At 63.8% G+C, this 24,764-nt stretch carries 23 protein-coding genes; 12 read left to right on the top strand and 11 right to left on the bottom strand.

Going from position 1 to position 24,764, the window contains the following annotated elements; all coding sequences use genetic code 11:
• Window position 1 precedes the first annotated feature (1 nt).
• The 8 genes from rpsR (at window position 2) to AC0CMF_RS02330 (ending at window position 8,467) form a co-directional block, all read left to right on the top strand.
• The gene (gene rpsR / locus AC0CMF_RS02365) at window positions 2–250 is read left to right on the top strand and encodes a 30S ribosomal protein S18 (protein ID WP_050473275.1); all 249 of its coding nucleotides are present in this window, start codon (window positions 2–4) and stop codon (window positions 248–250) included.
• 162 nt (window positions 251–412) lie between these two features.
• Window positions 413–976 (top strand): 50S ribosomal protein L9, encoded by a 564-nt coding sequence (gene rplI, locus AC0CMF_RS02360; protein ID WP_123194384.1) that lies wholly within the window; start codon window positions 413–415, stop codon window positions 974–976.
• A 286-nt stretch (window positions 977–1,262) separates the two neighbouring features.
• Window positions 1,263–2,747 (top strand): replicative DNA helicase, encoded by a 1,485-nt coding sequence (locus tag AC0CMF_RS02355; RefSeq protein WP_374631238.1) that lies wholly within the window; start codon window positions 1,263–1,265, stop codon window positions 2,745–2,747.
• Window positions 2,748–2,871: 124 nt separating this feature from the next.
• Window positions 2,872–4,029 carry an alanine racemase gene (gene alr / locus AC0CMF_RS02350; protein ID WP_208991360.1) on the top strand — a complete coding sequence of 386 codons (1,158 nt, stop codon included), beginning with the start codon at window positions 2,872–2,874 and terminating at the stop codon, window positions 4,027–4,029.
• A 1-nt stretch (window position 4,030) separates the two neighbouring features.
• Window positions 4,031–5,449, top strand: coding sequence for a DNA repair protein RadA (gene radA, locus AC0CMF_RS02345; protein WP_374631240.1), 1,419 nt, complete (start codon window positions 4,031–4,033; stop codon window positions 5,447–5,449).
• 60 nt (window positions 5,450–5,509) lie between these two features.
• A complete protein-coding gene (locus AC0CMF_RS02340) occupies window positions 5,510–6,163 on the top strand; it encodes a CvpA family protein (protein ID WP_374631242.1) in 654 nt (217 codons plus the stop codon).
• A 48-nt stretch (window positions 6,164–6,211) separates the two neighbouring features.
• Entirely contained in the window at window positions 6,212–7,714 is a 1,503-nt protein-coding gene (purF, locus tag AC0CMF_RS02335; protein ID WP_019966107.1) for an amidophosphoribosyltransferase, read from the top strand.
• 6 nt (window positions 7,715–7,720) lie between these two features.
• Window positions 7,721–8,467 (top strand): SDR family NAD(P)-dependent oxidoreductase, encoded by a 747-nt coding sequence (locus AC0CMF_RS02330; protein WP_058899885.1) that lies wholly within the window; start codon window positions 7,721–7,723, stop codon window positions 8,465–8,467.
• 414 nt (window positions 8,468–8,881) lie between these two features.
• Here AC0CMF_RS02330 and AC0CMF_RS02325 read toward each other — a convergent pair whose 3' ends face one another.
• From AC0CMF_RS02325 to AC0CMF_RS02310, 4 genes are all read right to left on the bottom strand, one after another.
• Window positions 8,882–9,682 (bottom strand): inositol monophosphatase family protein, encoded by an 801-nt coding sequence (locus tag AC0CMF_RS02325; protein WP_208977442.1) that lies wholly within the window; start codon window positions 9,680–9,682, stop codon window positions 8,882–8,884.
• A 122-nt stretch (window positions 9,683–9,804) separates the two neighbouring features.
• Window positions 9,805–11,232 (bottom strand): ribosome biogenesis GTPase Der, encoded by a 1,428-nt coding sequence (gene der / locus AC0CMF_RS02320; RefSeq protein WP_122520189.1) that lies wholly within the window; start codon window positions 11,230–11,232, stop codon window positions 9,805–9,807.
• A gap of 40 nt (window positions 11,233–11,272) precedes the next feature.
• Window positions 11,273–12,622, bottom strand: coding sequence for an outer membrane protein assembly factor BamB family protein (locus AC0CMF_RS02315; protein WP_244284724.1), 1,350 nt, complete (start codon window positions 12,620–12,622; stop codon window positions 11,273–11,275).
• Complete coding sequence (locus AC0CMF_RS02310; RefSeq protein ID WP_374629832.1) at window positions 12,622–13,299, bottom strand: tetratricopeptide repeat protein; 678 nt, start codon at window positions 13,297–13,299, stop codon at window positions 12,622–12,624. Before AC0CMF_RS02310 ends, AC0CMF_RS02315 begins: the two co-directional genes overlap by 1 nt.
• A 464-nt stretch (window positions 13,300–13,763) precedes the next feature.
• Here AC0CMF_RS02310 and AC0CMF_RS02305 point away from each other — a divergent pair, with 464 nt between their 5' ends.
• Together AC0CMF_RS02305 and AC0CMF_RS02300 are read left to right on the top strand one after the other, a co-directional pair.
• Window positions 13,764–14,039, top strand: a complete 276-nt coding sequence (locus tag AC0CMF_RS02305; RefSeq protein WP_374629833.1) for a PilZ domain-containing protein — start codon at window positions 13,764–13,766, stop codon at window positions 14,037–14,039.
• A 135-nt stretch (window positions 14,040–14,174) separates the two neighbouring features.
• Window positions 14,175–14,807, top strand: coding sequence for an NAD(P)H-dependent oxidoreductase (locus AC0CMF_RS02300; protein ID WP_374629834.1), 633 nt, complete (start codon window positions 14,175–14,177; stop codon window positions 14,805–14,807).
• Between the two features lie 115 nt (window positions 14,808–14,922).
• Here the strand turns inward: AC0CMF_RS02300 and AC0CMF_RS02295 are convergent, their stop codons facing one another.
• Entirely contained in the window at window positions 14,923–15,486 is a 564-nt protein-coding gene (locus tag AC0CMF_RS02295; protein WP_374629835.1) for an isochorismatase family protein, read from the bottom strand.
• A gap of 134 nt (window positions 15,487–15,620) precedes the next feature.
• On the opposite strand from AC0CMF_RS02295, the gene AC0CMF_RS02290 reads away from it, so the two are divergent.
• Complete coding sequence (locus AC0CMF_RS02290; protein ID WP_374629836.1) at window positions 15,621–16,043, top strand: Lrp/AsnC family transcriptional regulator; 423 nt, start codon at window positions 15,621–15,623, stop codon at window positions 16,041–16,043.
• Window positions 16,044–16,066: 23 nt separating this feature from the next.
• Here the strand turns inward: AC0CMF_RS02290 and AC0CMF_RS02285 are convergent, their stop codons facing one another.
• The 6 genes from AC0CMF_RS02285 to AC0CMF_RS02260 all read right to left on the bottom strand — a co-directional run bounded on the left by AC0CMF_RS02285 (window position 16,067) and on the right by AC0CMF_RS02260 (window position 23,935).
• The gene (locus tag AC0CMF_RS02285; protein ID WP_374629837.1) at window positions 16,067–18,001 is read right to left on the bottom strand and encodes an alpha/beta hydrolase domain-containing protein; all 1,935 of its coding nucleotides are present in this window, start codon (window positions 17,999–18,001) and stop codon (window positions 16,067–16,069) included.
• Between the two features lie 95 nt (window positions 18,002–18,096).
• The gene (locus AC0CMF_RS02280) at window positions 18,097–19,608 is read right to left on the bottom strand and encodes a malonate--CoA ligase (protein ID WP_374629838.1); all 1,512 of its coding nucleotides are present in this window, start codon (window positions 19,606–19,608) and stop codon (window positions 18,097–18,099) included.
• Window positions 19,605–21,026: a malonyl-CoA decarboxylase gene (locus AC0CMF_RS02275; protein ID WP_374629839.1), complete on the bottom strand. Its 1,422-nt coding sequence runs from the start codon at window positions 21,024–21,026 to the stop codon at window positions 19,605–19,607. The genes AC0CMF_RS02280 and AC0CMF_RS02275 overlap by 4 nt, the downstream gene beginning before the upstream one ends.
• Entirely contained in the window at window positions 21,026–22,339 is a 1,314-nt protein-coding gene (locus AC0CMF_RS02270) for a TRAP transporter large permease (RefSeq protein WP_094461823.1), read from the bottom strand. The genes AC0CMF_RS02275 and AC0CMF_RS02270 overlap by 1 nt, the downstream gene beginning before the upstream one ends.
• Window positions 22,339–22,869: a TRAP transporter small permease subunit gene (locus AC0CMF_RS02265; protein WP_094461824.1), complete on the bottom strand. Its 531-nt coding sequence runs from the start codon at window positions 22,867–22,869 to the stop codon at window positions 22,339–22,341. The genes AC0CMF_RS02270 and AC0CMF_RS02265 overlap by 1 nt, the downstream gene beginning before the upstream one ends.
• Before the next feature lie 79 nt (window positions 22,870–22,948).
• Window positions 22,949–23,935: a TRAP transporter substrate-binding protein gene (locus AC0CMF_RS02260; protein WP_019966126.1), complete on the bottom strand. Its 987-nt coding sequence runs from the start codon at window positions 23,933–23,935 to the stop codon at window positions 22,949–22,951.
• 139 nt (window positions 23,936–24,074) lie between these two features.
• On the opposite strand from AC0CMF_RS02260, the gene AC0CMF_RS02255 reads away from it, so the two are divergent.
• Window positions 24,075–24,749 carry a GntR family transcriptional regulator gene (locus AC0CMF_RS02255; RefSeq protein WP_374629840.1) on the top strand — a complete coding sequence of 225 codons (675 nt, stop codon included), beginning with the start codon at window positions 24,075–24,077 and terminating at the stop codon, window positions 24,747–24,749.
• Window positions 24,750–24,764 lie beyond the last annotated feature (15 nt).

Here is a 24,764-nt window from a genome sequence, read left to right as displayed (position 1 = left end):
CATGCCTGAAATCGCACAGATCCCGACGCGCCGTCCGTTCTTCCGCCGCCGCAAGACCTGCCCCTTCTCGGGCGAGGGTGCTCCGGTCATCGACTACAAGGACATCCGTCTGCTGCAGCGCTACATTTCCGAGCGTGGCAAGATCGTTCCGAGCCGCATCACCGCGGTCTCCGCGAAGAAGCAGCGTGAGCTGGCCCGCGCCATCAAGCGCGCCCGCATCCTGTCGCTGCTGCCCTTCGTCATCAGCTGAGATCACGGCTCACGCCTGATCTGATCAAGACGCGGCCCGCCGGCTTCATGCTGCGGGCCGCGCCGGACTCTTGAGGGTCCGGCATCCCGGATTGGGGCCGGCGGGTTTGTGGACCGGCTTCTAACCGCCCGAGAGGCGGGACAGACCGACTGGAGAAATCCCATGGAAGTCATTCTTCTGGAACGCGTGGCCAAGCTTGGCCAGATGGGCGACAAGGTGCGCGTGCGCGACGGTTACGCCCGTAACTTCCTGCTGCCGCAGGGCAAGGCGCTGCGCGCCAACAAGGCAAACCTTGCCAAGTTCGAAGCCGAGCGCGCTCAGCTGGAAGCCCGTAACCTGGAGCGCCGCAAGGACGCCGAGGCCGTTGGCGAAAAGCTGGCCGGCCAGAGCTTCATCGTGATCCGTTCGGCTGCCGAAACCGGCCAGCTCTACGGCTCCGTCTCCACCCGCGACATCGCCTCCGTGGCGACCGCTGGCGGCTTCAGCGTTTCCCGCAGCCAGGTGCACCTGTCCGAGCCGATCAAGACGATCGGCCTGCACACGGTTGCCATCGCCCTGCACCCGGAAGTCGAAGTCTCCATCACCATCAACGTTGCCCGTTCCGCTGACGAAGCCGAGCGTCAGGCAGCCGGTGAGAACCTGACCCTGCGCGAGCAGGACAGCTTCGAGTTCGAGGAAGACGAAGAAGCCGAAGAAGGTGAAGTCGAGGCCGAAGACGAGGAGTAATCCTCTCCGGCCCGGTTTGCCCGGCGCAAGATCAGGCGGTGCCTTCCGGGGCGCCGCCTTTTTCTTTGCCTGTTTTATGGGCGCGCTGACGCGGCTTCCGACCAATATGTGCGCAGGATATCCACAGCCTGCCCTCAGCCCTTGTCCACATGCACCAGTCAAGGCGCGAGATGACTTGTCCCCGTTGATCTTGCGCAGGCTGAGGATAATTGCCTCCCCTGAACTGCGGCCTTTTCCTGCGCCCTTAACCCCGGTAAACGAAATATGACCGCGACCGGGGGACCACATGAAGGGCACTATCCAGAAGATCGAAACCGCGAGCGAGACCATGCGCGTCGCTCCGCATAACGCGGAGGCTGAGCGCCAGCTGCTGGGTGCGATTCTGGTCAACAACGAGACCTATTACCGCGTCTCCGACTTTCTGGAGCCGCACCACTTTTTCCTGCCGCCGCACAAGGACATTTACGAGAAGATCGGCCAGCTGATCCGCGCAGGCAAGACCGCCTCGCCCATCACGCTGAAGACCTTCTATCCTGCCGACATCAAGATCGCGGATCTGAGCGCGACGCAGTACCTGCTGCGCCTTGCCGCCGACGCCGCCTCGATCATCAACGCGGAAGATTATGGCCGCATCATCTATGACCTTGCCGTCCGGCGGAACCTGATCCGCATCGGCGAGGACATGGTCAACATCGCCTATGACGCGCCCATCGACATGCCGCCGAACCAGCAGATCGACGACGCCGAGCGGCGGCTGTTCGAACTGGCGGAAACCGGCCGCAGCGAAGGCGGCTTCGTCACCTTCGGCGATGCGCTGACCGAAACCATCCATATGGCCCACGCGGCCTATAACCGCGAAGGCGCCCTGTCGGGCATTTCCTCCGGCCTGACCGACCTTGACCGGCTGATGGGCGGCCTGCAGCATTCGGATCTGATCGTGCTGGCCGGCCGTCCCGCCATGGGCAAGACTTCGCTCGTCACCAACATCGCCTATAACGTCGCCCAGGCCTATCAGGCCGAAGAGCAGCCGGATGGCTCGCTGAAGACGGTGAATGGCGGTGTCGTCGGCTTCTTCTCGCTGGAAATGTCGGCCGAACAGCTGGCCACCCGTATCATTTCCGAGCAGACCGAGATTTCCTCCTCGAAGATCCGCCGCGGCGACATTTCCGAGGCCGATTTCGAGAAACTGGCCGCCGCTGCCCAGCACATGCAGACCGTGCCGCTTTACGTGGACCAGACCGGTGGCATCTCCATCGCCTCGCTGGTGGCCCGTGCCCGCCGCCTCAAGCGCCAGCGCGGCCTCGACCTGCTCATCGTCGACTATATTCAGCTGCTCTCCGGCTCGTCCAAGAACAGCGGCAACCGCGTGCAGGAAATCACCGAAATCACCACGGGCCTCAAGGCGCTGGCGAAGGAGCTGAACGTTCCCATCATCGCCCTCTCCCAGCTGTCCCGTCAGGTGGAATCGCGTGAAGACAAGCGCCCGCAGCTGTCGGACCTGCGCGAATCGGGCTCCATCGAGCAGGACGCCGACGTGGTGCTCTTCGTGTTCCGCGAGGAATATTACCTGTCCAAGACCATGCCCGAGGAAGGCACGCCCGAATACGAGGCCTGGGTGGACAAGTTCGAGCGAGTCAAGGGCAAGGCCGAAGTCATCATCGCCAAACAGCGTCACGGCCCCACCGGCACGGCACAGCTGCACTTCCAGGGCGAGTTCACCCGCTTCTCGGATCTGGCGCAGGAAGACTATATGCCCGAGCGGATGGAGTAACCCGTCCGGACCGGTCTATGATGGCCGCAGATATGGGCAAGGTGCCGATTCGCCGCTCCGCGTGGAAACCGCTGCGTGAGGGCTCTGCCTTGCTTTTGGCTTCATGACACAGGACCCGCAGAGCATGACAAGCTCCAGTCACGGGCAAACCGTCATCCCGGCCGGCAGCCGTCTGACGATCGATCCGCTCGCCATCGCGCGCAACTGGCGCCGCGTGAAGGACCAGCTCACGCCCGGCACCCAGTGCGCCGCCGCCGTGAAAGCCGATGCCTATGGCTGCGGCCTTGCCGTCACGGTGAAGCATCTGGCGGAGGCCGGCTGCTCCACCTTCTTCGTGGCTACGCCGCAGGAAGGCGTCACTGCCCGTCAGGCAGCGCCCAATGCCATCATCTACATCCTCAACGGCCTGTTCCCGGGCGCAGCTCCCCTGCTGGCTGAGGCAAGGCTGCGGCCGGTGCTGGGGTCCCTGCCGGAAATCGAGGAATGGGCGCTGTTCTGCCGCGAACGCAAGGTGAAGCTGGAAGCGGCCATCCACATCAACACCGGCATGAACCGGCTCGGCCTCAACGCTCCCGAATGCGAGCGGCTGGCGGCGGATGGCACGCTGCTGGAAGCTTTCACCGCGTCGCTGCTGATGAGCCATCTGGCCTGTGCGCCGGAACCGGCCCATCCGATGAACAAGGCGCAGCTTGCCGCTTTCGAGGCGATGAGCGCGCATTTCCCCGGCGTGCCGCGCTCGCTGGCCAATTCGGCGGGCGTGTTTCTGGGGCCGGAGTTCCATTTCGATCTGGTGCGCCCCGGCATTGCGCTCTACGGCGGCCAGATCATCGACCATCCGCCCCTGAAGCTTGAACCGGCGATCCGTCTTGAGGCCCGCGTGCTGCAAGTGCGCAAGGTCCCGGCTGGCGAAGGCGTCGGCTATGGCCTTGCCCGCACGGCGGAGCGCGACAGCCGCATTGCCATGATCTCCTGCGGCTATGGCGACGGGTTTCTCAGGGGCGCGGGCAGCGCCGATGGCAAGCCGGGCGCATCGGCCTGGGTTGATGGGCACGCCCTGCCTCTGTTTGGCCGGATCTCCATGGACATGCTGGCTGTGGATGCCACCGATGTTCCGGCAGACAAGCTGCGCCGGGGCACCTATGTGGAGCTTCTGGGCCCCAACGCCAGCCTTCAGGCGGCGGCATCGGCGGCCGGAACGATTGATTATGAACTGCTGACGGGCCTTGGAAGCCGCCACGCGCGCATCCACGGGCCGCTGGACGGCGGGACGACCGGAGACTGACATGGCCCGCCGCGGCTCATCCTTTGTGTGCCAGGCCTGTGGTGCGATCACGGGCAAATGGACCGGTCGCTGCGAATCCTGCGGCGAATGGAACACCATCGTCGAGGAGGCCGAAGGCAGCGGCGTCGGCGGCGGCCCCTCCAAGGGCAAGGTCACCCGTGGCCGCGTCGTGCCGCTGGTCGGCCTTTCGGGCGAGGCGAAGGAAGCCCTGCGCTTCCAGAGCGGCATAAAGGAGCTGGACCGGGTGACCGGCGGCGGCTTCGTCAAGGGTTCAGCCCTGCTGGTGGGCGGTGATCCGGGCATCGGAAAATCCACACTGCTGATCCAGGCCTCGGCAGCACTCGCCAACAAGGGCCTGCGCTCGGTCTATATCTCCGGGGAAGAGGCGATCGATCAGGTGCGGCTGCGCGCCGAACGCCTCGGCCTTGCCAATGCGCCCGTAGCGCTCGCTTCCGAAACCAGTGTCGAGGACATTCTGGCGACGCTGGAAGCTGGTCCTCCCCCTGCGCTGCTGATCCTTGATTCCGTGCAGACCCTGTGGACGGAGCTGGCGGATTCGCCTCCCGGCACGGTGACGCAGGTGCGCGCCTCCGCGCAGGCCATGGTCCGCTATGCCAAGAAATCCGGCACCGCCATGGTGCTCGTCGGCCATGTTACCAAGGACGGCCAGATCGCCGGCCCCCGTGTGGTCGAGCACATGGTGGACGCGGTGCTCTATTTCGAAGGCGACGGCGCGCATCAATACCGCATCCTGCGCTCGGTGAAGAACCGTTTCGGTGCCACCGATGAAATCGGCGTGTTCGAGATGACAGGCGCGGGCCTGCAGGAAGTGGCCAATCCTTCAGCGCTTTTCCTCGGCGAACGCTCGTCCAATGCACCGGGTTCGGTGGTCTTTGCCGGACTGGAGGGCTCCCGCCCGCTGCTCATTGAAATTCAGGCGCTCGTCGCCCCCTCGCCGCTCGGCACGCCCCGCCGCGCCGTGATCGGCTGGGACAGCGCCCGCCTGTCGATGATCCTGGCGGTGCTGGAAGCGCGCTGCGGGGTTCGCTTTTCGCAGCACGATGTCTATCTGAATGTGGCCGGCGGCCTCAGGATCAACGAACCGGGCGCAGACCTTGCCGTGGCCGCTGCACTGGTCTCTTCACTCAGCGGGCTTGCCCTGCCGGTGAATTGCGTCTATTTCGGCGAGGTCAGCCTCTCAGGCGCCGTCAGACCGGTGGCCCAGGGACAGGCAAGACTGAAGGAAGCGCAGAAACTCGGCTTTGACCGCGCCATCTGCCCGGCCGGAAACATCAAGGATGGGACCGGGCCGGAGCTGAGCGCGGAAGGAATACAGGACCTGAGCGCCTTCATCGCCAAGATTGCTGCCAAGGGCAGCGGGCGGGCCGGCGGCGGGCCCCGGGATGTGCGGAACGACTGACAGCAGCATGGCGCCGCAAGCGGCAGCCGGGACTGCGGGCTACAAGGGTAAAACCGGACGATGCCAATCACGCTCCTCGACGGAATTCTTCTCGTCATCATGCTGATTTCCGCCGTTCTGGCGATGGTGCGCGGCTTTGTCCGTGAAGTTCTCTCCATTGGCTCATGGGTGGCGGCAGCCGTCGCGGCCTATATGCTCTATGGATATGTGCTTCCTTACGCAAAGCAGTACATCAGCAATGACTATGTCGCCCTCGGCGCTGCCATTGCGGGCGTGTTCCTGCTGACGCTGATCATCGTCAGCTACATCACCATGCGCATTTCCGATTTCGTGCTCGACAGCCGCATCGGCGCGCTGGACCGCACGCTCGGCTTCGTTTTTGGCGCCGCACGCGGTATGCTGCTCGTTGTCGTCGGTCTTGCCTTCTTCAACTGGTTCGTTCCGGCGGAGCGCCAGCCCCAGTGGGTGGTTCAGGCCAAGTCCCGTGACCTGCTGACCTCGATCGGCCAGCAGCTGCAGGCCGCCCTTCCGGAGGATCCGGAAAAGACGATCCAGGAGTTCAACCGCTCCAGCCGCCGCAATGCCGATGAGCCCCAGGGTCAAACTCAGGGCCAGCCTCAAGGCCAGCCTCAGGGCGGGAACGAGAATACCGGCTACAGCGCCGCAGAACGTCAGGGCATCGACCAGCTGACGACCAGCGGCACCGGAAACTGATCTTTTTGCCAGCAAGGCTGGCCGCACAACCTCTCAAGGAGCTTCGCCATGTCCGGTCTGACCGACTTCCAGGGCGCAGGGAAACAGTTCCGTTCCGATGATACGGACGACATCTACGGGGACACGCTGCGTGAAGAATGCGGCGTGTTCGGCGTTTTGGGGCATGAAGATGCCGCCGCGCTGACCGCCCTTGGCCTGCACGCCCTGCAGCATCGCGGACAGGAAGCTGCCGGCATCGTCACCTATGACGATAACGAGCAGTTCCGCTCCGAGCGCCATCTCGGCCTCGTCGGCGATCACTTCTCCAGCGCCGAGACGATCAAGCGCCTCGCAGGCTCTGCTGCTGTCGGCCACGTGCGCTACTCCACCACCGGCGAACCGGCCCTGCGCAACGTGCAGCCGCTGTTCGCGGAGCTGGACGGCGGCGGCTTCGCCATCTGCCACAACGGCAACTTCACCAATGGCCTGACGCTGCGCCGCCAGCTGATCCGCGACGGGGCCATCTGCCAGTCCACGTCGGATTCCGAAGTGGTGCTGCAGCTCGTCGCCCGCAGCCGCCAGCCGAAGATCGTCGACCGCTTCATCGAGGCGATCAAGCAGATGGAAGGCGCCTATTCGCTGGTCGCCCTCACCCGCAAGAAGCTGATCGGCGCCCGCGACCCGCTGGGCATCCGCCCGCTGGTGCTGGGTGACCTCAACGGTGCCCCGATCCTTGCCTCCGAAACCTGCGCGCTCGACATCATTGGCGCCAAGTTCATCCGCGAGATCGAGAACGGCGAGGTGATCGTCTGCACCTCCGGCGGCATCGAGAGCTATTTCCCCTTCGGCCGCCGCCCGGCCCGCCCCTGCATCTTCGAATACGTCTATTTCGCCCGGCCCGACTCCGTCGTCGGCGGCCGTTCGGTCTATGACGTGCGCCGCCAGATGGGCGCACAGCTGGCCCGCGAAAGCCACGTAGACGCCGATGTGGTCGTGCCGGTGCCGGACAGCGGCGTCCCGGCCGCCATCGGCTACAGCCAGGAATCGGGCGTTCCCTTCGAGCTGGGCATCATCCGCAACCACTATGTGGGCCGCACCTTCATCGAACCGACCCAGTCGATCCGCACCCTTGGCGTCAAGCTGAAGCATTCGGCCAACCGGGCGCAGATCGAGGGCAAGCGCGTCATCCTCATCGATGACAGCCTGGTGCGCGGCACCACCTCGCTGAAGATCGTGCAGATGATCCGCGATGCCGGCGCGCGCGAAGTGCATTTCCGCCTCGCAAGCCCGCCGATCCGCTACTCCGACTACTACGGCATCGACACGCCGGTGCGCGAAAAGCTGCTCGCCGCCCGTTACAATCTGGAAGAGATGCGCGCCTTCATTGGCGCCGACAGCCTCGCCTTCCTCTCGATCGAAGGCATCTACAAGGCCATGGGGCTTGAAGGCCGCGACAACGAGAACCCGCAGTTCACCGACCATTGCTTCACCGGTGACTATCCGACGCCGCTGACCGACCTGTCGGATGACGTGGAGTTCCGCAAGCCGCCGCGTCTGGTGGAAGTTGGATAAGGCACAATGACTGACAAGATCCTCGACGGCCGCATTGCGGTCGTCACCGGCGCCTCGCGCGGCATCGGCTATTTCATCGCCCGGGAACTCGGCCGCCTCGGCGCCCATGTGATCGCCGTGGCGCGCACCGTAGGCGGCCTCGAAGAGCTGGACGACGAGATCAAGGCCGCAGGCGGCCAGACCACGCTCGTGCCTCTCGATGTCACCGACTATGACGCGCTGGACCGTCTGGGTGCGGCCATTTTCGAGCGCTGGAAGAAGCTGGACATTCTGGTGGGCAACGCGGGCGTGCTCGGCACCCTGTCGCCGCTCGGCCATGTGGACATCAAGACCTGGGACAAGGTGATGGCGGCCAATGTCACCGCCAACTGGCGCCTGATCCGCTCGCTCGACCCGCTGCTGCGCCAGTCCGACGCCGGGCGCGCCGTGTTCCTGTCCTCCGGCGCCGCCCACAAGTGCAAGGCTTATTGGGGCCCCTATTCGGTCTCCAAGGCTGCGCTGGAAGCTCTGGTGCGCACCTACACCGCCGAGACGCGCCAGACGCCGCTGCAGATCAGCCTCGTCAATCCGGGCCCCGTCCGCACCTCCATGCGCGCACAGGCGATGCCCGGCGAAGATCCGGCCACCCTGCCGCATCCCGAAGAGGTTGCCAAGGCGATCATTCCGCTGACGCTTCCCACCTTCACGGACGGCGGCCGCCTCTACGACCACCCCTCGCGCAGCTTCAAGGATTTTGTGCAGGTCGCATCGTAAGGGATTGGAACGGAGGACCTTCTGCTTCTTGCCTCACCCCTTCCCTCCGTCATGCCATGACTTGATCATGGCATCCATGCCACTTCATCTCATCACATGAGGGGGCGGGATGATGCAGCAAGCGTTCCGGAGGCGCTGTCTGAGCGGACAGGCTACGGAGTGGATGCCATGATCAAGTCATGGCATGACGAAGGCGGAGAGATTTTTCAGGCCGGAGCACCGCTCCGGCCTCGTTGCTTTCAGATCACCCTCATGCGCAGCTTCAAAAACTTTGCGCAGGCACGCCATAAGCAGCTGGAATATCTACTGCCTTACCCCTTCCTCCGTCATGCCATGATCAAGTCATGGCATGACGAATGCGGATGGATCTTTCAGGCCGGAGCACCGCTCCGGCCTCGTTGCATTCAGACGCTCTCAGTGGGCTGCCAGCGGCGGGAAGACCGCTTCGCACATGCCGGACCATTCGTCATAGACACCCGGGCAAGCGGTGATGACGCGCACGCCCGTGGCGATGGACGCGTCCACGTCAAAGCCGGTGACCTTGCCGCCGCCTTCCTCGATCATCAGGAGACCGGCGAGGCAGTCCCAGACGTTCATCTTGGATTCGCCATAGGCGATGAGCCGGCCGGCTGCCACATAGGCCAGCATCAGCCCGCCGGAGGCATTGCGGAAGAAGACGCCGCCCCGGTCCACCAGCGCATCGATCAGCTGCACGGCACCGCAGACCTTGTTGCGGCCGCTGAAGCCGACACCGGCAGAGCCGGTCTTGAGGCTGGTGCTGGCGGAGACCCGCGCCGGCCGGCCATTGACCGTCAGCCCCTTGCCGCGCTCAGCGGCGAACATTTCGCCCGACACCGGATCATGGATGACCCCGATGACGGTCTCCCCGTTGTGAACGCAGGCAATGATGACGCACCACTGCGGGATACCGGCAACGAAATTCGCCGTGCCATCGATCGGATCGATCACCCAGGTGTAGCCGGATGAGCCTTCCACGCGGCCATGCTCCTCGCCGACGATGCCATCGCCCGGGAAGACGGCCGCGATCTCGTCGCGCACCAGCGTCTCCACGTTGCGGTCGGCTTCCGTCACGAGGTCCTGGTGGCCCTTGTTGATGATGGTCAGCGTTTCCAGCTTGCGGAAATAATCAAGGCCAAGCGCGCCTGCGCGGCGGGCGAGGCCAACGGCAAACTCCATGCGTTGCGTCGTCGTCATCGCGGTCCCCATGTCATTCGGTTGCAGATGGTGTGCGGGGCTGAGGCGCCCCGATGGGAGAGGAAAGGTCACAGAAAAGGCCGGAGCGGATGCCCCGGCCTCGAAAGGGCCCTTGCCGGGGCCTAACGGGTTTTCTTTTTCTTGCCCGCATAGGGATTTTCGCCCTTGCGGTAGCTGAGACGGATCGGCGTGCCCGGCATGTCGAAGGTCTGGCGCAGGCCGTTGACGAGATACCGGGTGTAGCTTTCCGGCAGCTCTTCGGGGCGCGAGCAGAACACAACGAAATGCGGCGGACGGGTTTTCGCCTGGGTCATGTAGCGCAGCTTGACGCGGCGTCCCTGCACCGCCGGGGGCGGATGGTGGGTGAGGATCTTCAGGAGCCAGCGGTTGAGGCGCGAAGTTGAAATGCGGGAGTTCCAGACCTCATAGGCGTTGAACACCGCTTCCATCAGCCGGTCGATGCCCTGCCCCTGCAGGCCCGACATGGTGACGATCTGAACGTTGCGGATCTGGTTGAGATAGCGGTCTTGCGCGTCCTTGATGGCGGACCAGGCCGCCTCCCGGTCCTCGATCAGATCCCACTTGTTGATGGCGATCACCAGAGCACGGCCTTCACGGGCCACCAGCTCGATGATCTGCAGATCCTGCTTCTCGAAGGAATTGGTCGCGTCCAGCGCCACGACAACCACTTCGGCAAACTTGATGGCGCGCAAGGCGTCGGCAACGGAGAGCTTTTCCAGCTTCTCCTGCACACGCGCCTTGCGGCGGATACCGGCCGTGTCGAACAGCTTGAGATGGCGCTCGCGCCACAGCCAGTCAACAGAGATTGAATCGCGCGTGATTCCGGCTTCAGGCCCGGTCAGCATGCGCTCTTCGCCCAGCATCCGGTTGATCAGCGTCGACTTGCCCGCATTCGGACGCCCGACGATGGCCACCCGCAGCGGGCGTTCGCTGGTGCCCGCGGGAGCTGCTTCCGGCAGCAGCGGATTGCCGTCCTCGTCCAGCTCAACGGAAAAGTCTGCCTCGTCCTTGGCCGCCTGCTCTTCTTCCTCGACCTGCTCCACATAGGGAAGCAGCGCCTCGTAGAGACCGGCCAGACCCTCGCCATGCTCGGCGGAGATGGCCACCGGCTCGCCAAGACCCAGCGAGAAAGCCTCATAGAGACCGCCCTCGCCTGCCCGGCCTTCCGCCTTGTTGGCCAGCAGGATCACCGGTGTCTCGCTCTTGCGGGCAACGGCGGCAAAATGCGCATCAAGCGGCGTTACGCCCGCACGGGCGTCGATGACGAACAGAACGACATCGGCTTCCGCGATGGCTTCCTCGGTCTGGGCGCGCATGCGGCCTTCAAGGCTCGTTGCGTCCGCATCCTCAAGGCCTGCGGTGTCGATGATGGTGAAGCGCAGGTCGCCCAGGCGCGCCTCGCCCGGCCGCCGGTCGCGGGTGACGCCCGGCGTGTCATCGACAAGCGCCAGGCGCTTGCCGACCAGCCGGTTGAACAGCGTCGATTTGCCCACATTCGGACGGCCAATAATGGCTACGGTAGCGCCCAAGCCCCTTACTCCTCAGGCCGCAATCCCTGCGGCCCATCTATCAGTTGAATCCGGCGATGCCGCTGTCGCCTTCCAGCACCACGATCCGGCCGCCGGCAACAATCGGGGTCACGAAGACCTTGGCCGAAATGTCACGCACGCTCTGGATCTGGCCGCTGGCAGCGTCCACAAGGGCAATGCGGCCATCGTTGGAGAAGGCCACCAATGTGCCGTTTGCCAGCACCGGGCCCGCCCAGTTGCGCCGCTTCTTCTTGTTGTCAAGCTGCGGCAGGTCTGCCCGCCATAGAGCGTCACCGGTCTTGCGGTCAAGAGCAACCATCTTGTCATCCAGCGTTACCATGAAAATGGCATTACCGGAGACGACCGGCGTGTGCACCGATCCTACGTTCTGCTCCCACTGGCGCTCACCCGTCCTGAGCGAGGCAGCGACGATCTTGCCGCCGACGCCCGTGGCATAAACCGTGCCGCCGGAGACGACCGGGCTCGCGGCAACATCCGTCAGCGTGGACACCGCCAGGGTGCGGAAGGCACGCGAAACGCCTTCAGCCCAGATCGGCTCGCCCTTGCGGATGTCGAAGGCCATGATCTCGCCGGAGGAGAACGGCACCACAACGGTTCCGCCCGACACAGCCGGGGACGCGGCCGTCAGCAATCCTGCGTTTTCCTGAATGCCGGAATAGGTCCAGGCCACGGTGCCATCGTCCTGCTTGACCGCATAGACCTCGTTGGTCTGCGTCACGACGAAGACATGGCCACCGCCAACCGCCGGGGCGCCGCGCGCCGGGGCGCTGAGCTCGACGGACCACAATTCCTGACCCGATCCGGCGTCCAGCGCTGCAAGCGAGCGATAGCCGGTTGCGGCGAAGACACGGTTGCCGGAAACGGCAACACCGCCGCCGGAGGCAATGCCGTTCTCGTCGGCCGGACGCAGGTTCTTCGTCCAGGCACGGGCGCCGCCCGTGCTCATCGCAATCACCTCACCCGTGGGCTTGTAGACGAACAGACGCCCGCCAGAGGCCACTGGCCTTGCAGCCGTGCGCATGCCCGAAGACGTCAGGCCGCCGCCGGAACTGCCGATCGAGGCGCGCCAGGCCTGCTGGCCACTGAAGGACACGGCAACATTGCCCGGGTCATTGCTTTCATTGCCGCCAGCCTGCGGCCAGTCCTGACCGCCCGTGGCGGAACCGATGCTGGCGGAGCGGTTTGCGGTCTGCTCCAACGGATCAGCGCCCTGAAACAGCGGCTGACGGTCGCCGGGAAGAATCTTCTGCTTGGTCGCAAAGGGATTGATGGCATCGGTATATTCAGACACCGAGGAGCAGCCCGCCAGAAGCGTGGCAGCCAGAAAAACACTGGCAAACTGCCGGGAGGGCTTGGTCATACGCAACATCAGTTCGTCTCTCCCTTGTCGGCAATGCTGGGCTGTGAGCCACGGATCACCTTGGTGAGAATGGAAACCCGCGCCCCAATTTCGCGCGGCGCAGCGGCATCGTCCGTAATCTGGCTGGCATATTCGGTTGCAGCATCCATGTCGCCTGCGCTCCAGGCCGCGAAGGCAAGGATTTCGCGGGCCGCAAACCGCCAGGAATTGTTTTCGGCCGTCAGGGGCTCCAGCCGTGCCTTCAGCGCCGCAAGATCAGCCGTATCGAGGGCAATGTAGCCGGCGCGCACCGCAGCCAGGCCACGCAGAACCGATTCAACGGACGAATCGGCAGCCAGCGCATCATAGGCGGCGACGGCTTCATCCGCCTTGCCGGAGGCCGCAAGGCTCTCTGCGAGACGGAATTTTGCCAGCACCGGATAGCCGCCGGTGGCAGATCCCATGGCGGCGAAGGCAGCTTCCGCCTCCTCGGCCTTGCCCTCCTGCGCCAGGCGCACAGCCTCGATATAGGCATCACCGGCCTTCATTGACTGCTGGCCTTGCCAGTACAGCCAGCCGCGGTATCCGGCCGTTCCGGCCACAATCGCAACTGCCAGGATGATCACCCAAACGCCGAGACGGTCCCAAAGGCGACGGAATTTTTCGTGACGGATATCTTCGTCGACTTCCCGGAAAATGTCGGACATGCGTTCGAGCTTCCTGCAAACATCTGGACTTGTGTGTGAGGCCTTACACCCCGCGCAAGGCGGCGCCACCGCTCTGTCGCCCAGCTGCCGGTCACGGTGGAGCCTTACACCCCGCGCAAGGCGGCGCCACATTACAGTGTCACCGGCCCTGTGGCAAACGCCTGTATCCGGCTCTTTTCAATGGCTTGATGGCGCAAGTGAGGCGAGATCCGGCCAATCCGGCTTTTTGAAGGGCAGCGTATCCGGAATCACGCTCTCTTTTGGCCGGCTGACGAGGCAGAGCTCAATCCAAGGTGAAACACGCGCAAAACGCACACTTCAGAAATTCACCAGCGCTTTTCTCTCGTTACGTCATTCATCAATTTCGCAGACTGTCCTTTCCAATGTGAAGCGAATGAAATATTCTTGAAATATAACAAGCAGATACACGCACCCAACAAAGGGCAATGGCTGGGAGCACCCGCATGAACGAGGAAAAGCGCAGCAGCCCGCGGCGGCGGGCGCTCAAATCGGCCAGATTGGTCTTCGGCAATCTTGACCGGGTTTTCGACGGCACGATCCGCAATCTGTCTGAAGGGGGCGTGATGGTGAAGGTCGATAACACCCATCTCATCCCGGACGAGCTGCTGCTCTATATCGACAGCGAGAATATCCGCCGGCCCGCGCGCGTTGTCTGGCGCACGGATACGGAACTCGGGCTGGAATTTTCCGGCCCGCCCGAGCCGCTGGCCAAACGCTGACACAAAACGGACCGCGGGCAACCGGAGCCTTGAAGCAGCGATAAGAAGGTTTATCTAGCTGCAGACAGTTGTCTTGACGCGGCCAGCCCCTTTCCCCTCCCCTGGCCGCGGCTTTCCAGCCCGAAAGGCCATAGAATGCTGATTGAAAAGCTGAACTGGCGCTATGCGACCAAGAAGATGGACCCGTCGAAGACGGTTCCGGAAGACAAGGTCGAGCGCATTCTGGAGGCTGCCCGCCTTGCCCCCACCTCCAGCGGCCTGCAGCCGTTCGAGGTTATCGTCGTCACCAATCCGGAAGTCCGGGCGAAGATTCAGGAAATTGCCTGGAACCAGGCGCAGGTGACCGAAGGGTCGCACCTGCTGGTGTTTGCGGCCTGGGACAACTACACCGCAGACCGCATCAACATGATGTTCGACCTCGTCAACGAGGAACGCGGCTTCACCAACGAAGGCTGGGAAAACTACCGGCAGATGCTGCTCAACACCTATGTGCCGCGCGATGCCGAGACCAACTATCAGCACGCCGCCCGTCAGGCCTATATCGCCTTCGGCATCGCTCTGGCTGCAGCGGCCTTCGAAGGCGTTGATTCCACCCCGATGGAAGGTTTTGACGCGGACAAGCTCGACGAGATTCTGGGCCTGCGCGCCAAGGGTCTGCGGTCCGTCACCATTCTGCCGCTCGGCTACCGGGATGAAGCCAATGACTGGCTGGCCAGCCTGAAGAAGGTGCGCCGCCCGCGCGATCAGTTCGTCATCGAAGTGAAGTAACCAAAGAAAACGCGCATCACCGGATCCTGCTGGCGGACCGGTGATGCGCTTGCAGCCAGAAGCAATGGGTGGGCCTTCAACCCCTGATCCGCAATCCGGGATAGATCAGCCAGGTTCAGCTGGCGGAACCAAGCAGCTCCGCCGTTTTCACGACCTTGCAGAACTCAAAGCCAAGTGTGGCTCTGTGCACCTCGTGAACAGTGCGCGCGGGGATGACCGTCCCGCCCTCTCCCGGTAAATCGAAACAGTCACAGGCATCTTCGACCAGCGTCATGCGCCACCCGAAATTCGCTCCCGTGCGGATCGTCGTGGAGACGCACATGTCGGTGGAAATGCCGAAGACAACCACATCCTCAGCCCCGATGCGGCGCAGGCGCAGATCCAGATCCGTGCCGATGAAGGCCGAATTGACGCTCTTCACCACCAGCTGCTCGCCGTTCTGCGGCTCAAAGCCGGGGCGGAAGCGGTTGCCGGGCTGCCCGGGCCGGAGCGTCGAGCCGGGCTCGGCAGAATCATGCCGCACGTGGATGATAGGCAGGCCCAGCCTGCGCCACAGACCCAGCAGCGCCAGCCCGTTGCGGTCGATATCCGCGTTCCAGCGCGGCGGCCAGGGCGCCCCGTCGAAGGCGGTCTGCATGTCGACCGGCAGCAGCACGGTCTTTTCGTTGAGTGGCAGCATGGCCCGGGGGTCTCCGTCAGGAACCTCAGAAGTGTTGCCGCTTCTATCGCCCGCAGCGCTGCCGGTTGCACCCCGGCAAGACGCCGGATATGACCGGCATTATGCCGGTCTGGGCGTGGAGGATGGTGAAGGCCATGGATGAGAAGGATCAGCTGCTTCTGACCGCGCTCCGCCGCGATGCCCGCCGCCCGCTCGTGGCGCTGGCAAGGGACATCGGCCTGTCGCGCAGCGCCACGCAGGACAGGCTGAACCGGCTGCTGCGCAGCGGCGCAATCAGTGGCTTCACTACGGTGGAACCGGCCGGGAGCACGGGCAAGGTGGCGGCCCATTTCCTCGTCACCCATGCGCCGGGCGGCAGCTGCGCCAAGCTGATGCCGCATCTGGAAAAGATCCCGGGCATCCGCAGGATCCATGCTCTGGCCGGTCCCATCGACCTCGTCATCTTCGCCGAAGCTCCGGATATGGCCGGCATCGAAGCCATCCGCGCCGCCATCGACGCCCTGCCCCTCATCTCAGGCCTCACCACCCACATGGTGCTGGAACGGCATATGGGGTAGGAGCGAAGAATGCCGGGCACGGCTCAAGGCAATGCTGCGGCGTCTTCCTTGGCTCTTTCGACCACCAGCCCCATGTCGGCCTCCAGCATGTAGCCGGCCTTGATCAGGTCCTTCGCGGCCCCTTCGACAGCCGCCAGATAGGCCTGTTTGGTCTCGTAGCGCTGAGCGAAAGGTTTGCGGCCATCTTCGGCCAGAATGCTGCGGGGCAAGGGAATGTAGGATCCGGCAAGGCCGCAGAGTGCGCCCTCCGCATAGCCCTTGCGCCGCAGGTTCCAGCCGAGATAGCTGGCGGCAGGTGCCGCGACTGCCGGGAGGCGGATACCGCCTGTTTCCAGCCCGTCCTGATCCACCGCCGGGACAAAGGCCGGATAGGCCGCGCCATGCAGGGGGGGGACAGCCGTGTGGTTTTCCACCCGGACCAAATTATAGGGCGGCTTCAGATGCACCCCGCCGATCAGCGGCATGGTGAACCCGTCATGGGGCACAAGCGTGCCGTCAGCGAGGCTCGGGAACCGGCTTTCCGGCGGCAGCCCGCTGCCCTCGACCCATTTTGCCATGGCATCATAGAGGGCCCGCATCACCGGCGCGGGGCTCAAGGGATTGAAGGCAAACAGGCAGCTGGCGTTTTCCGTCGGCCGTGCCGTCCAGGTGTTGAGATGCGGCACGCTGGCAAGGCCGTAGAGCCGGACATTCTCCGGCATGGTCAGGGGCGCGCCATCGGGGCCTAGGGTAATCAGCGCCGAACGCGCCTGCCAGAACTCCGTAGAACTGTCCGAATGCATCAGCTTGGGGCAGGTTTTGCTGGCCTCGCAGCGCGCCAGCACCGAATCGGAGCGGTTCGTCAGCGGGTCCGTGCTCATGGCATAGCTGAAGGGGAACTGGTCGCCCGGATAATCATGCTCCTCGTGCTGACGGGAGTAGCGGCCCGGCTGCGAGAAGGGATAGTTCAGGAAGAGCTTGCGCGATCCGGCAACATGCACCATCGCCCCATCAAAGACCTTGCGGCCGAGGCCATCGGCGTTGAAGCCGTGGTAGAGGAAGTCCCGCAGGAACCGGCCCGACTGGGAAATGCCCATGACGACCGTATGCCGGATGTTTTTCAAGGGCGGCATCGCCTCATGCCCCGGCAACCCGCGCAGGAAGGAATTGAGGTCGCTGACGGCGGCAAAGCCGAGCCCGGCAGGAACCGGGTTCTTGGCCGTATAGACCACCTCATGGATGGCGCCCGCATCATGGTCCTTGCTGCGGGTGACTGTGATCTGGCTCTCGTTGTCGATCACAAAGGCCAGCGGCACGGCCGGCGCATCGGGCCCGGCCTGCACCGTCACCCGTATGGCGGACGGATCAAGGCTTGCCATGGGAAACTTCAGCGCCAGCGTGCTGCTGTCTTCCAGACGGTCAAAGACCACCTGCTCGCGCGCCAGCCCGGTCTTGCCCTCCAGCACCGGCAGAGTGATGCGGAAGAGGCCGGGCGCCACATCGGCCTGCCAGCCCGACCAGACGATGGTGTCGCCACGCAGCATCTGAAAGCCATCGCCTGCATCCGCCGCCTTGTCCGGCACGGAGGCACCCGGTGCAAGGTTCAGCAGGATGGGGCTGATGCTGCGGCCCCGGTTGGCGATTTCATAGAACAGCAGCCCGGAGGCACGGGCAGGATCGGCCGGCTTCAGGATGGTGACATTGGCCGAAAACTCCACATCGCCTTGCGCATTCACCGGCGCGTCATCGACACCCACAATCGCATCAAGGCGCGGCTCGTCCGGATCGACGGCGAATTCGGCAATGGCATCGATGCGCTCATAGGCACCCACTGCGCCAAAGGTCCGGCCCTCAAAGACCGGACGCTGGGAGACAATGGTGAATCCCGTCACACGGGCCTGCGCCTGATCTGCTGCGAAAGGAAATGCGAGACACGCTGCCATGGCGGCAGCAAGAAGCGAATGACTGGTCCGGCCCATCTACGTCCATCCATTGACACCGGGCAAGCAATACCACGCCAGCCCCGGCCTCAGGCAAATCATCTTGAGGCCGGGGACAATCTCACGTCTTTGTGTCAGGACTGATAAAGCCCGGCATAGGTGTCGCGCAGCACGTTCTTCTGCACCTTGCCCATGGTGTTGCGCGGCAGTTCATCCACAAAAATCACCCGCTTGGGCTGCTTGTAACGCGCCAGCCGGTCCTGCAGCTTTGCCAGAACATCGGTTTCCGCCAGATTCGCGCCTTTCTGGCGCACGACGATGGCGGTGACACCTTCACCGAAATCCGGATGGGCAACGCCGATGACGGCGCTTTCCACCACGCCGGCCAGCTGGTCGATCTCGGTCTCGACTTCCTTGGGATAGATATTGTAGCCACCGGAAATCACGAGATCCTTGCCGCGCCCGACGATGTGGACATAGCCGCGTTCATCGATCTTGCCGAGGTCGCCGGTGATGAAGAAGCCGTCGTCGCGGAACTCGGCCCTGGTCTTCTCCGGCATGCGCCAGTAGCCCTGGAACACATTCGGCCCCTTCACCTCGATCATGCCGGTCTCGCCATCGGCAACAGACGCACCCGTCTCCGGCTCGGTGACCCGCAGCGACACGCCCGGCAGCGGGAAGCCAACCGTTCCGGCCACACGCTCGCCCTCATAGGGGTTCGACGTGTTCATGTTCGTCTCGGTCATGCCGTAGCGCTCAAGGATGCGATGGCCGGTGGCCTCTTCGAACTGGCGGTGCGTATCGGCCAGAAGCGGCGCCGAACCGGAGATGAACAGCCGCATGCGCGCCGTTGCCTCCTTCGTCAGGCCCTCGCTCTGCAACAGGCGGACATAGAAGGTCGGCACGCCCATCAGCACGCTGGCCGACTGCATCAGCCGCAGCACCTCCTCCGGATCGAACTTGCTGAGGAAATACATGGAAGCGCCGGACAGCATGATCACGTTGGAGGCAACGAAGAGGCCATGGGTGTGGAAGATCGGCAGTGCATGGATCAGCCGGTCACCGCTGGTGAAGCGCCAGTATTCGCGCAAGGTCGCGGCGTTGGAGAGCAGGTTGTCGTGGGAGAGCATCGCCCCCTTCGACCGGCCGGTGGTGCCGGAGGTGTAGAGAATGGCCGCCAGATCATCCGGACCGCGCTGGACATTGGCAAAGTCTGCGGACTTGCCGGTGGCCTTGTCCATCAGGCTGCCGCCGCCCGCCTCATCCAGTGTCTCGACACGGGCGCCATATTTCGCCGCCACCGGCTCAAGCCCTTCTCTCGCCTTCGGCGCGCAGACGACGAGGCGTGGCTCGGCATCGGAGATGAAATAGTCGAGCTCGGCCAGCGTATAGGCGGTGTTCAGCGGCAGATAGACTGCCCCTGCCCGCACGCAGGCAAGATAGAGCATCAGCGCCTCCGCGCTCTTTTCCACCTGCACCGCCACCCGGTCGCCCGGCTCGACGCCAAGCTCAAGCAGCACGCCCGCAAGCTTCCCCGACTGGTCCATCATGTCCTGATAGGTCCAGGACCGGCCGTCGAGGGTTTCGATGAAGGGCGCAGCAGGATTTGCGGCGGCCCGGATTGCATCGAAAAGGTGATTGCTCATGCGGTGAACTCCTTGGTGGATTTTGTCTTTGTGCCGTCCTCGGACGGGCTGGAGGCAACGGGAACGAGCTGGCGGGGCTGCCGGTCCGGCGGCAATTGCTTGCGGACCTGAGAGGAGGCCGCCACTTCACCGCGGACGGCGAAGGCCTCGTGATTGGTTTCGATGTCGTCGAGCTTGTAGAGATAATTGACCATCAGCCCATGCGACTGTTCGAGCGCACGGGGCGAAAGATCGCCGAGGAAATTCAACCGCTCCAGCCGGGCGCCATTGCCCAGATGGAACCGGGCGACCGGATCGACCACCTTGCCCTGCGGCGTGCGAGCCTTGAGGAAATACCAGGCGGCAGCCCCCATCAGCACGGGCCGGATGCGCCCGGAAAGCTCCTCATCCAGATGCCAGCCTTCCGTATCAAGCCCCTGCAGCACCTCCCGGTCCTGCGCGCTCAGCACATCGGAGACCTCCGCCCGGCGCTCGCGCGAAAGCCAGGCGGCAAAGCCGGGAACCGGCGACAGGGTGACGAAGGTTTCCAGTTTCGGCAGCTCCCGCCGCAGATCCTCCACCACCTGCTTGATGAGGAAGTTGCCGAAGGAAATACCGCGCAGGCCGTCCTGACAGTTGGAGATGGAATAAAACACCGCCGTCGTCGCCTCTCCGGCGCCAATGGGCTCACGCTCTTCGCGCAGCACCTCGGCAATCGTGTCCGGCGTTGCGGTCGTCAGCGCCACTTCCACGAAGATCAGCGGATCATCGGCAAGGCGGGGATGGAAGAAGGCAAAGCAGCGCCGGTCCTCGGGCGCCAGCCGCAGGCGCAGCTCCTCCCAGCCGCCGATGTGATGAACCGCTTCATAACGGATGATCTTTTCCAGAATGTTCGCGGGCGTCGACCAGCTGATCGAGCGCAGGGTGAGAAAACCCCGGTTGAACCAGGAGGCAAAGAGATGGGCAAAATCCTGATCGACCGTCTCCAGCGTCTTGTCGGAGGCCTTCATCTTCAACAGCGCCTCACGCATGCGCACCAGCGTGGCGATGGCATCGGGCGCCAGATTGAGCCGGCGGATCAGCTCCTGCCGGCGCGGCTCGCTGGCCGTATGCAAGGCTGCCAGCGACACCGGTGACGGGTCTTCCTGATAGGCCTTGATGGCCTTTTCCAGCCGTCCGGTGTTGGGGCCGAAGCGGTCCAGCAGCAGCCGGGCGAAGCCGGTCTTCCCGGCCTCGTCCAGCTGATCCCAGCGGGTCAGCACATCCTTGGCCAGCGCCATGCCGGAGGCCTCGCCCTGACTGGACAGCAGCGTATCGCAGCGCTGCTCTAGGATGGCGAGCGGATCACCATCTCCGGTCTGGGGCGAGATGGACAGGAGACGGCGCCCCCGTTCCGTGATGGCCTGCAGCATTTCACTGAAGAAGGATGTGGTGTTCATCAGACCGCTCCGAGCATTTGGTTGGGTAACCAGGTTGCGATCCCCGGGAAGAGGCACAGGATGAAGATCGCAAGGAACATCACCAGCACATAGGGCAGCGCCCCCCACAGGATATCCTTCGTCGGGATCTTCGGCGCAATGGCGTTGATGACGAAGAGATTGAGCCCGATGGGCGGCGTGATCAGCCCCACTTCCATGTTGATCGTCAGCACGATTGCGAACCAGTAGGGATCAAAGCCCGCCTGGGTGACGATGGGGAACAGCATCGGCGCCGTCATCACGATCACCGCCACCGGCGGCAGGAACATGCCGCAGACCAGCAGGAAGACGTTGATGACCAGCATCAGAACCCAGGGGTTCAGATCCATCCCGGCAATGGCCGTGGCCACCGTCTGGGTGATGAACAGCGACGACAGGGCGAAGGCAAAAAGTTCTGCCGCCGCCATGATCATCATGATCATCACGCTCTCGCGCATGGCCGAGCCGAAGATCTGCGACACGGGCTTGAAGCGGAACAGCCGGTAGGCAATCACCACGACCACAAGCGTCAGAAACGCCCCTGCCCCGGCCGCTTCGGACGGCGTTGCCACACCGCCGTAGAGCACATAGAGCGTCCCGGCGATGATCAGCAGGAACGGCAGGATGCGCGGCAGCTGCTCCAGCTTCTGCTTCAACGTAAAGCTGATGCCCCGGCCGCTGAGGTCATAGCCCTTGCGGCGGCAGTCGATCAGCGCCCAGATCATGAACATGCCCGTGAGCATGATACCCGGAAACACCCCGGCCATGAACAGGCGGCCGATGGAGGTTTCCGTGGCGATGCCATAGACGATGAGCGTCACCGAAGGCGGGATCAGAATGCCGAGCGTGCCGCCCGCGGCAATGGAGCCTGCCGCAACGGAGTTGGGGTAACCCCGGTTCTGCATCTCCGGAATGCCCATCTTGCCGATGGCCGCACAGGTGGCGGGCGATGAGCCGGTCATGCCGGAAAAGATGGCGCAGGCACCAATGTTGGACAGAACCAGCCCGCCCGGCACCCGGTTGAGCCAGCGGTCCAGCGCCGTGTAGAGATCCGAGCCCGCTGGCGAGGAGGCCACCGCCGCGCCCATGAGCACGAACATGGGGATCGACACATAGGCCAGGTTGGCGATGCCGGCGAACATGGTTTCGCCGAGCACATAGACAATGCCGGGACCGATCTGCAGGAACAGGGCGGCGACGGCGGCGAGGCCGAGGGCAAAGGCGATCGGCATGCCCGTGCCCAGAAGCACGAAGAGCGCACCGATGAGCAGAAGACCGGAAGCCATGGGGCTCATCAGCGTCCCTCCCCGGCAAGCGCCGCGTGGCCTGTGTCCGTGGGGGCGGAACCGGTCAGGAGCAGCAGGATCTGCGCCACATATTGCAGGCACAGCATGGCAAAGCTGAGCGGCAGCGCCGACAGGGGGATCCACAGCGGCGGCGCCCACATGCTGGCATGTTTCCAGTTGCCGGCCCAGGCTTCATGAAACTGGATCCAGACCGCCCAGAGCATGATGGCGCAGAAGGTGAGCCCCAGCAGGCTGCCGAGGATCTTGAGGCCGTGGCGGGTGCGTGACCCCACCATCATCTCCACCACGTCAACGCCCACATGCCCCCCCTTCATCAGCACATAGGGCGCGCCGAGGAACATGGCCGCAGTCGCGGAGAAAACCACAAAGTCCGTCTGCCAGATCGTTGGATATGTAAAGACGTAGCGCATCAGGATCATCTGGCAGACGACCAGCATCGCCGCGATGATGAGCAGTGTGGCAATCACGGCCAAAGCCCGCGAAAGATGCCCGACTGCCCGGATATAGGCCCCGATCATTTCAAACCTCTCAGTTTGACCGTCCACATGCGGCCCGGCCCTGTCCGTCCGGCAGGTCCGGGCCGTGTGAGGGCCGGTATCACTCGACCGCAAGGGCCTTTTCGATCAGGGCGCCGCCGTTCGGCACCTTGGCGGCAAAGTTCTTGTAGGCAGACTCCTGAGCCACCGCGAGCCAGGCGTCATAGTCGGCCTTCGACATTTCAACGACCTCGACCCCGGCCTTCTTGTAGGTGTCGATCATCAGCTGATCGCCCTTGCGCACCTCGGCGTCGAAATAGGCTTCGGCCTTCTTGCCAGCCTCCAGAACGGCTGCCTGCTGCTCCGGCGTCAGGCGCTCGAACACCTGCTTGGAAAAGAGCACCGGCTCATACATGAACCACAGCGCATTCTCGCCCGGCGCCGTCAGGCACTTGGCCTGTTCGAACAGGCGGTAGGACACGAAGCTGGCCGACGAGGTGTTCGCCGCATCCAGAACACCAGTCTGCATACCGGTGTAGATTTCCGATGACGGCATGGAGGCAATCGAGGCACCGGCTGCGGCCAGCATCTCCTCAAATGCGGGACCTGCGGCGCGGATCACCTGCCCCTTCATCGTATCGGGCGAGGTGATGCAGCCCTTCTTGGACGCAAAGGCGCCCGACAACCACGCATCGGCAATGACGATGGCGCCGTTATCCTCGATGATCTTCTTGATATCCTGCATGAATTCGGACTGATTGAGCCGGTTGGCACGGTCGAAATTGCCGACAAGCCCCGGCATCAGCGTGACCGAAAACTCCGGATGGCGGCCGGAGGCATAGTCGAGCGGAAAGGATGTCATCTCCAGCAGGCCGCGGGTCAGCGCGTTCCACTGCTCATTCGGCTTGAACAGCGAGGAGCCGGGGAAGACCTGCACGGTCAGCCCCACATTCGCCGCCTCGACTTCACGCGCAATGACCTGCACCATTTCGTCGCGGATATCGCCCTTGCCGCCGGGAAACTGATGCGAGGCCTTGAGCACGGTCTGGGCGCTGGCAGACCCTGCCGCCGCTGCCATGCCTGCAAGGAGCACACCTGTCTTCAACATGCGAGTGAGTTTCTTCATCGTTCTTCCTCCCAGAAATCCGGCCTCCCTGCCGGATGAGAGCGAATGATGCGTTTGCCTTGCACGCGATGTCAATAATCTTGTATACAAGAAATTTCACGGCGTACGCGAGGGCGGAGCGATGTCAGAGAACACATTCCAGAAGCTTCGGGACGAGATCGAGAACGGCATCGTCACGGGGGAATTCGAGCCGGGCCAGCGGCTGGACGAGACGCAGCTTGCGGCGCGCTACGGCGTGTCACGCACGCCGATCCGCGAAGCCCTGATGCAGCTGAGCGCCATCGGCCTTGTCGAGATCCGCCCCCGGCGCGGTGCCGTGATCGTGGATCCGGGCCCGCACTATGTGCTGGAAATGTTTGACGTGATGGCGGAGCTCGAAGGCATGGCTGGAGCGCTGGCCGCCCGCCGCCACACGGCCGGGGACAGAACCGCGCTGGAAACCGCGCATGCCACCTGCGAGGCCGCCGCCGCACGCGATGACACCGACGCCTATTATTATGAGAACGAGCAGTTCCACCACGCGATCTACGCCGCCAGCCAGAGCGCCTTCCTGAAGGAGCAGTGCATCGCCCTGCACCGGCGCCTCAGGCCCTACCGCCGCCTGCAACTCAGGGTGCGCAACCGCATGAAAGTGTCTCTGCAGGAACATGCCGGCATCGTTGCCGCAATCCTTGATGGCAATGAGGACAGCGCCCGCCGCCTGCTGCGCGACCATATCGCCGTGCAGGGGGACAGGTTCTCGGACCTTGTGGCCAACATGGAACGCCTGCGCAGCCGCACGGCAGGACAGGGATAAGCCCCGTCCGGTGCC

This window comes from Pannonibacter sp. CBAS1226 (genome assembly GCF_055685825.1).
This window is presented reverse-complemented; position numbering and strand designations above follow the sequence as displayed.

Excerpts from the sequence above, each read along its gene's own strand:
- AC0CMF_RS02275 (WP_374629839.1), bottom strand. The coding sequence starts at position 21,026 with ATGAACACCACATCCTTCTTCAGTGAAATGCTGCAGGCCATCACGGAA.
- AC0CMF_RS02280 (WP_374629838.1), bottom strand. The coding sequence starts at position 19,608 with ATGAGCAATCACCTTTTCGATGCAATCCGGGCCGCCGCAAATCCTGCT.
- AC0CMF_RS02255 (WP_374629840.1), top strand. The coding sequence starts at position 24,075 with ATGTCAGAGAACACATTCCAGAAGCTTCGGGACGAGATCGAGAACGGC.
- AC0CMF_RS02305 (WP_374629833.1), top strand. The coding sequence starts at position 13,764 with ATGAACGAGGAAAAGCGCAGCAGCCCGCGGCGGCGGGCGCTCAAATCG.
- AC0CMF_RS02310 (WP_374629832.1), bottom strand. The coding sequence starts at position 13,299 with ATGTCCGACATTTTCCGGGAAGTCGACGAAGATATCCGTCACGAAAAA.
- AC0CMF_RS02260 (WP_019966126.1), bottom strand. The coding sequence starts at position 23,935 with ATGTTGAAGACAGGTGTGCTCCTTGCAGGCATGGCAGCGGCGGCAGGG.
- AC0CMF_RS02315 (WP_244284724.1), bottom strand. The coding sequence starts at position 12,622 with ATGTTGCGTATGACCAAGCCCTCCCGGCAGTTTGCCAGTGTTTTTCTG.
- AC0CMF_RS02270 (WP_094461823.1), bottom strand. The coding sequence starts at position 22,339 with ATGAGCCCCATGGCTTCCGGTCTTCTGCTCATCGGTGCGCTCTTCGTG.
- AC0CMF_RS02330 (WP_058899885.1), top strand. The coding sequence starts at position 7,721 with ATGACTGACAAGATCCTCGACGGCCGCATTGCGGTCGTCACCGGCGCC.
- AC0CMF_RS02355 (WP_374631238.1), top strand. The coding sequence starts at position 1,263 with ATGAAGGGCACTATCCAGAAGATCGAAACCGCGAGCGAGACCATGCGC.
- AC0CMF_RS02265 (WP_094461824.1), bottom strand. The coding sequence starts at position 22,869 with ATGATCGGGGCCTATATCCGGGCAGTCGGGCATCTTTCGCGGGCTTTG.
- rplI (WP_123194384.1), top strand. The coding sequence starts at position 413 with ATGGAAGTCATTCTTCTGGAACGCGTGGCCAAGCTTGGCCAGATGGGC.
- radA (WP_374631240.1), top strand. The coding sequence starts at position 4,031 with ATGGCCCGCCGCGGCTCATCCTTTGTGTGCCAGGCCTGTGGTGCGATC.
- AC0CMF_RS02295 (WP_374629835.1), bottom strand. The coding sequence starts at position 15,486 with ATGCTGCCACTCAACGAAAAGACCGTGCTGCTGCCGGTCGACATGCAG.
- AC0CMF_RS02340 (WP_374631242.1), top strand. The coding sequence starts at position 5,510 with ATGCCAATCACGCTCCTCGACGGAATTCTTCTCGTCATCATGCTGATT.
- purF (WP_019966107.1), top strand. The coding sequence starts at position 6,212 with ATGTCCGGTCTGACCGACTTCCAGGGCGCAGGGAAACAGTTCCGTTCC.
- rpsR (WP_050473275.1), top strand. The coding sequence starts at position 2 with ATGCCTGAAATCGCACAGATCCCGACGCGCCGTCCGTTCTTCCGCCGC.
- AC0CMF_RS02290 (WP_374629836.1), top strand. The coding sequence starts at position 15,621 with ATGGATGAGAAGGATCAGCTGCTTCTGACCGCGCTCCGCCGCGATGCC.
- AC0CMF_RS02325 (WP_208977442.1), bottom strand. The coding sequence starts at position 9,682 with ATGACGACGACGCAACGCATGGAGTTTGCCGTTGGCCTCGCCCGCCGC.
- AC0CMF_RS02300 (WP_374629834.1), top strand. The coding sequence starts at position 14,175 with ATGCTGATTGAAAAGCTGAACTGGCGCTATGCGACCAAGAAGATGGAC.
- AC0CMF_RS02285 (WP_374629837.1), bottom strand. The coding sequence starts at position 18,001 with ATGGGCCGGACCAGTCATTCGCTTCTTGCTGCCGCCATGGCAGCGTGT.
- alr (WP_208991360.1), top strand. The coding sequence starts at position 2,872 with ATGACAAGCTCCAGTCACGGGCAAACCGTCATCCCGGCCGGCAGCCGT.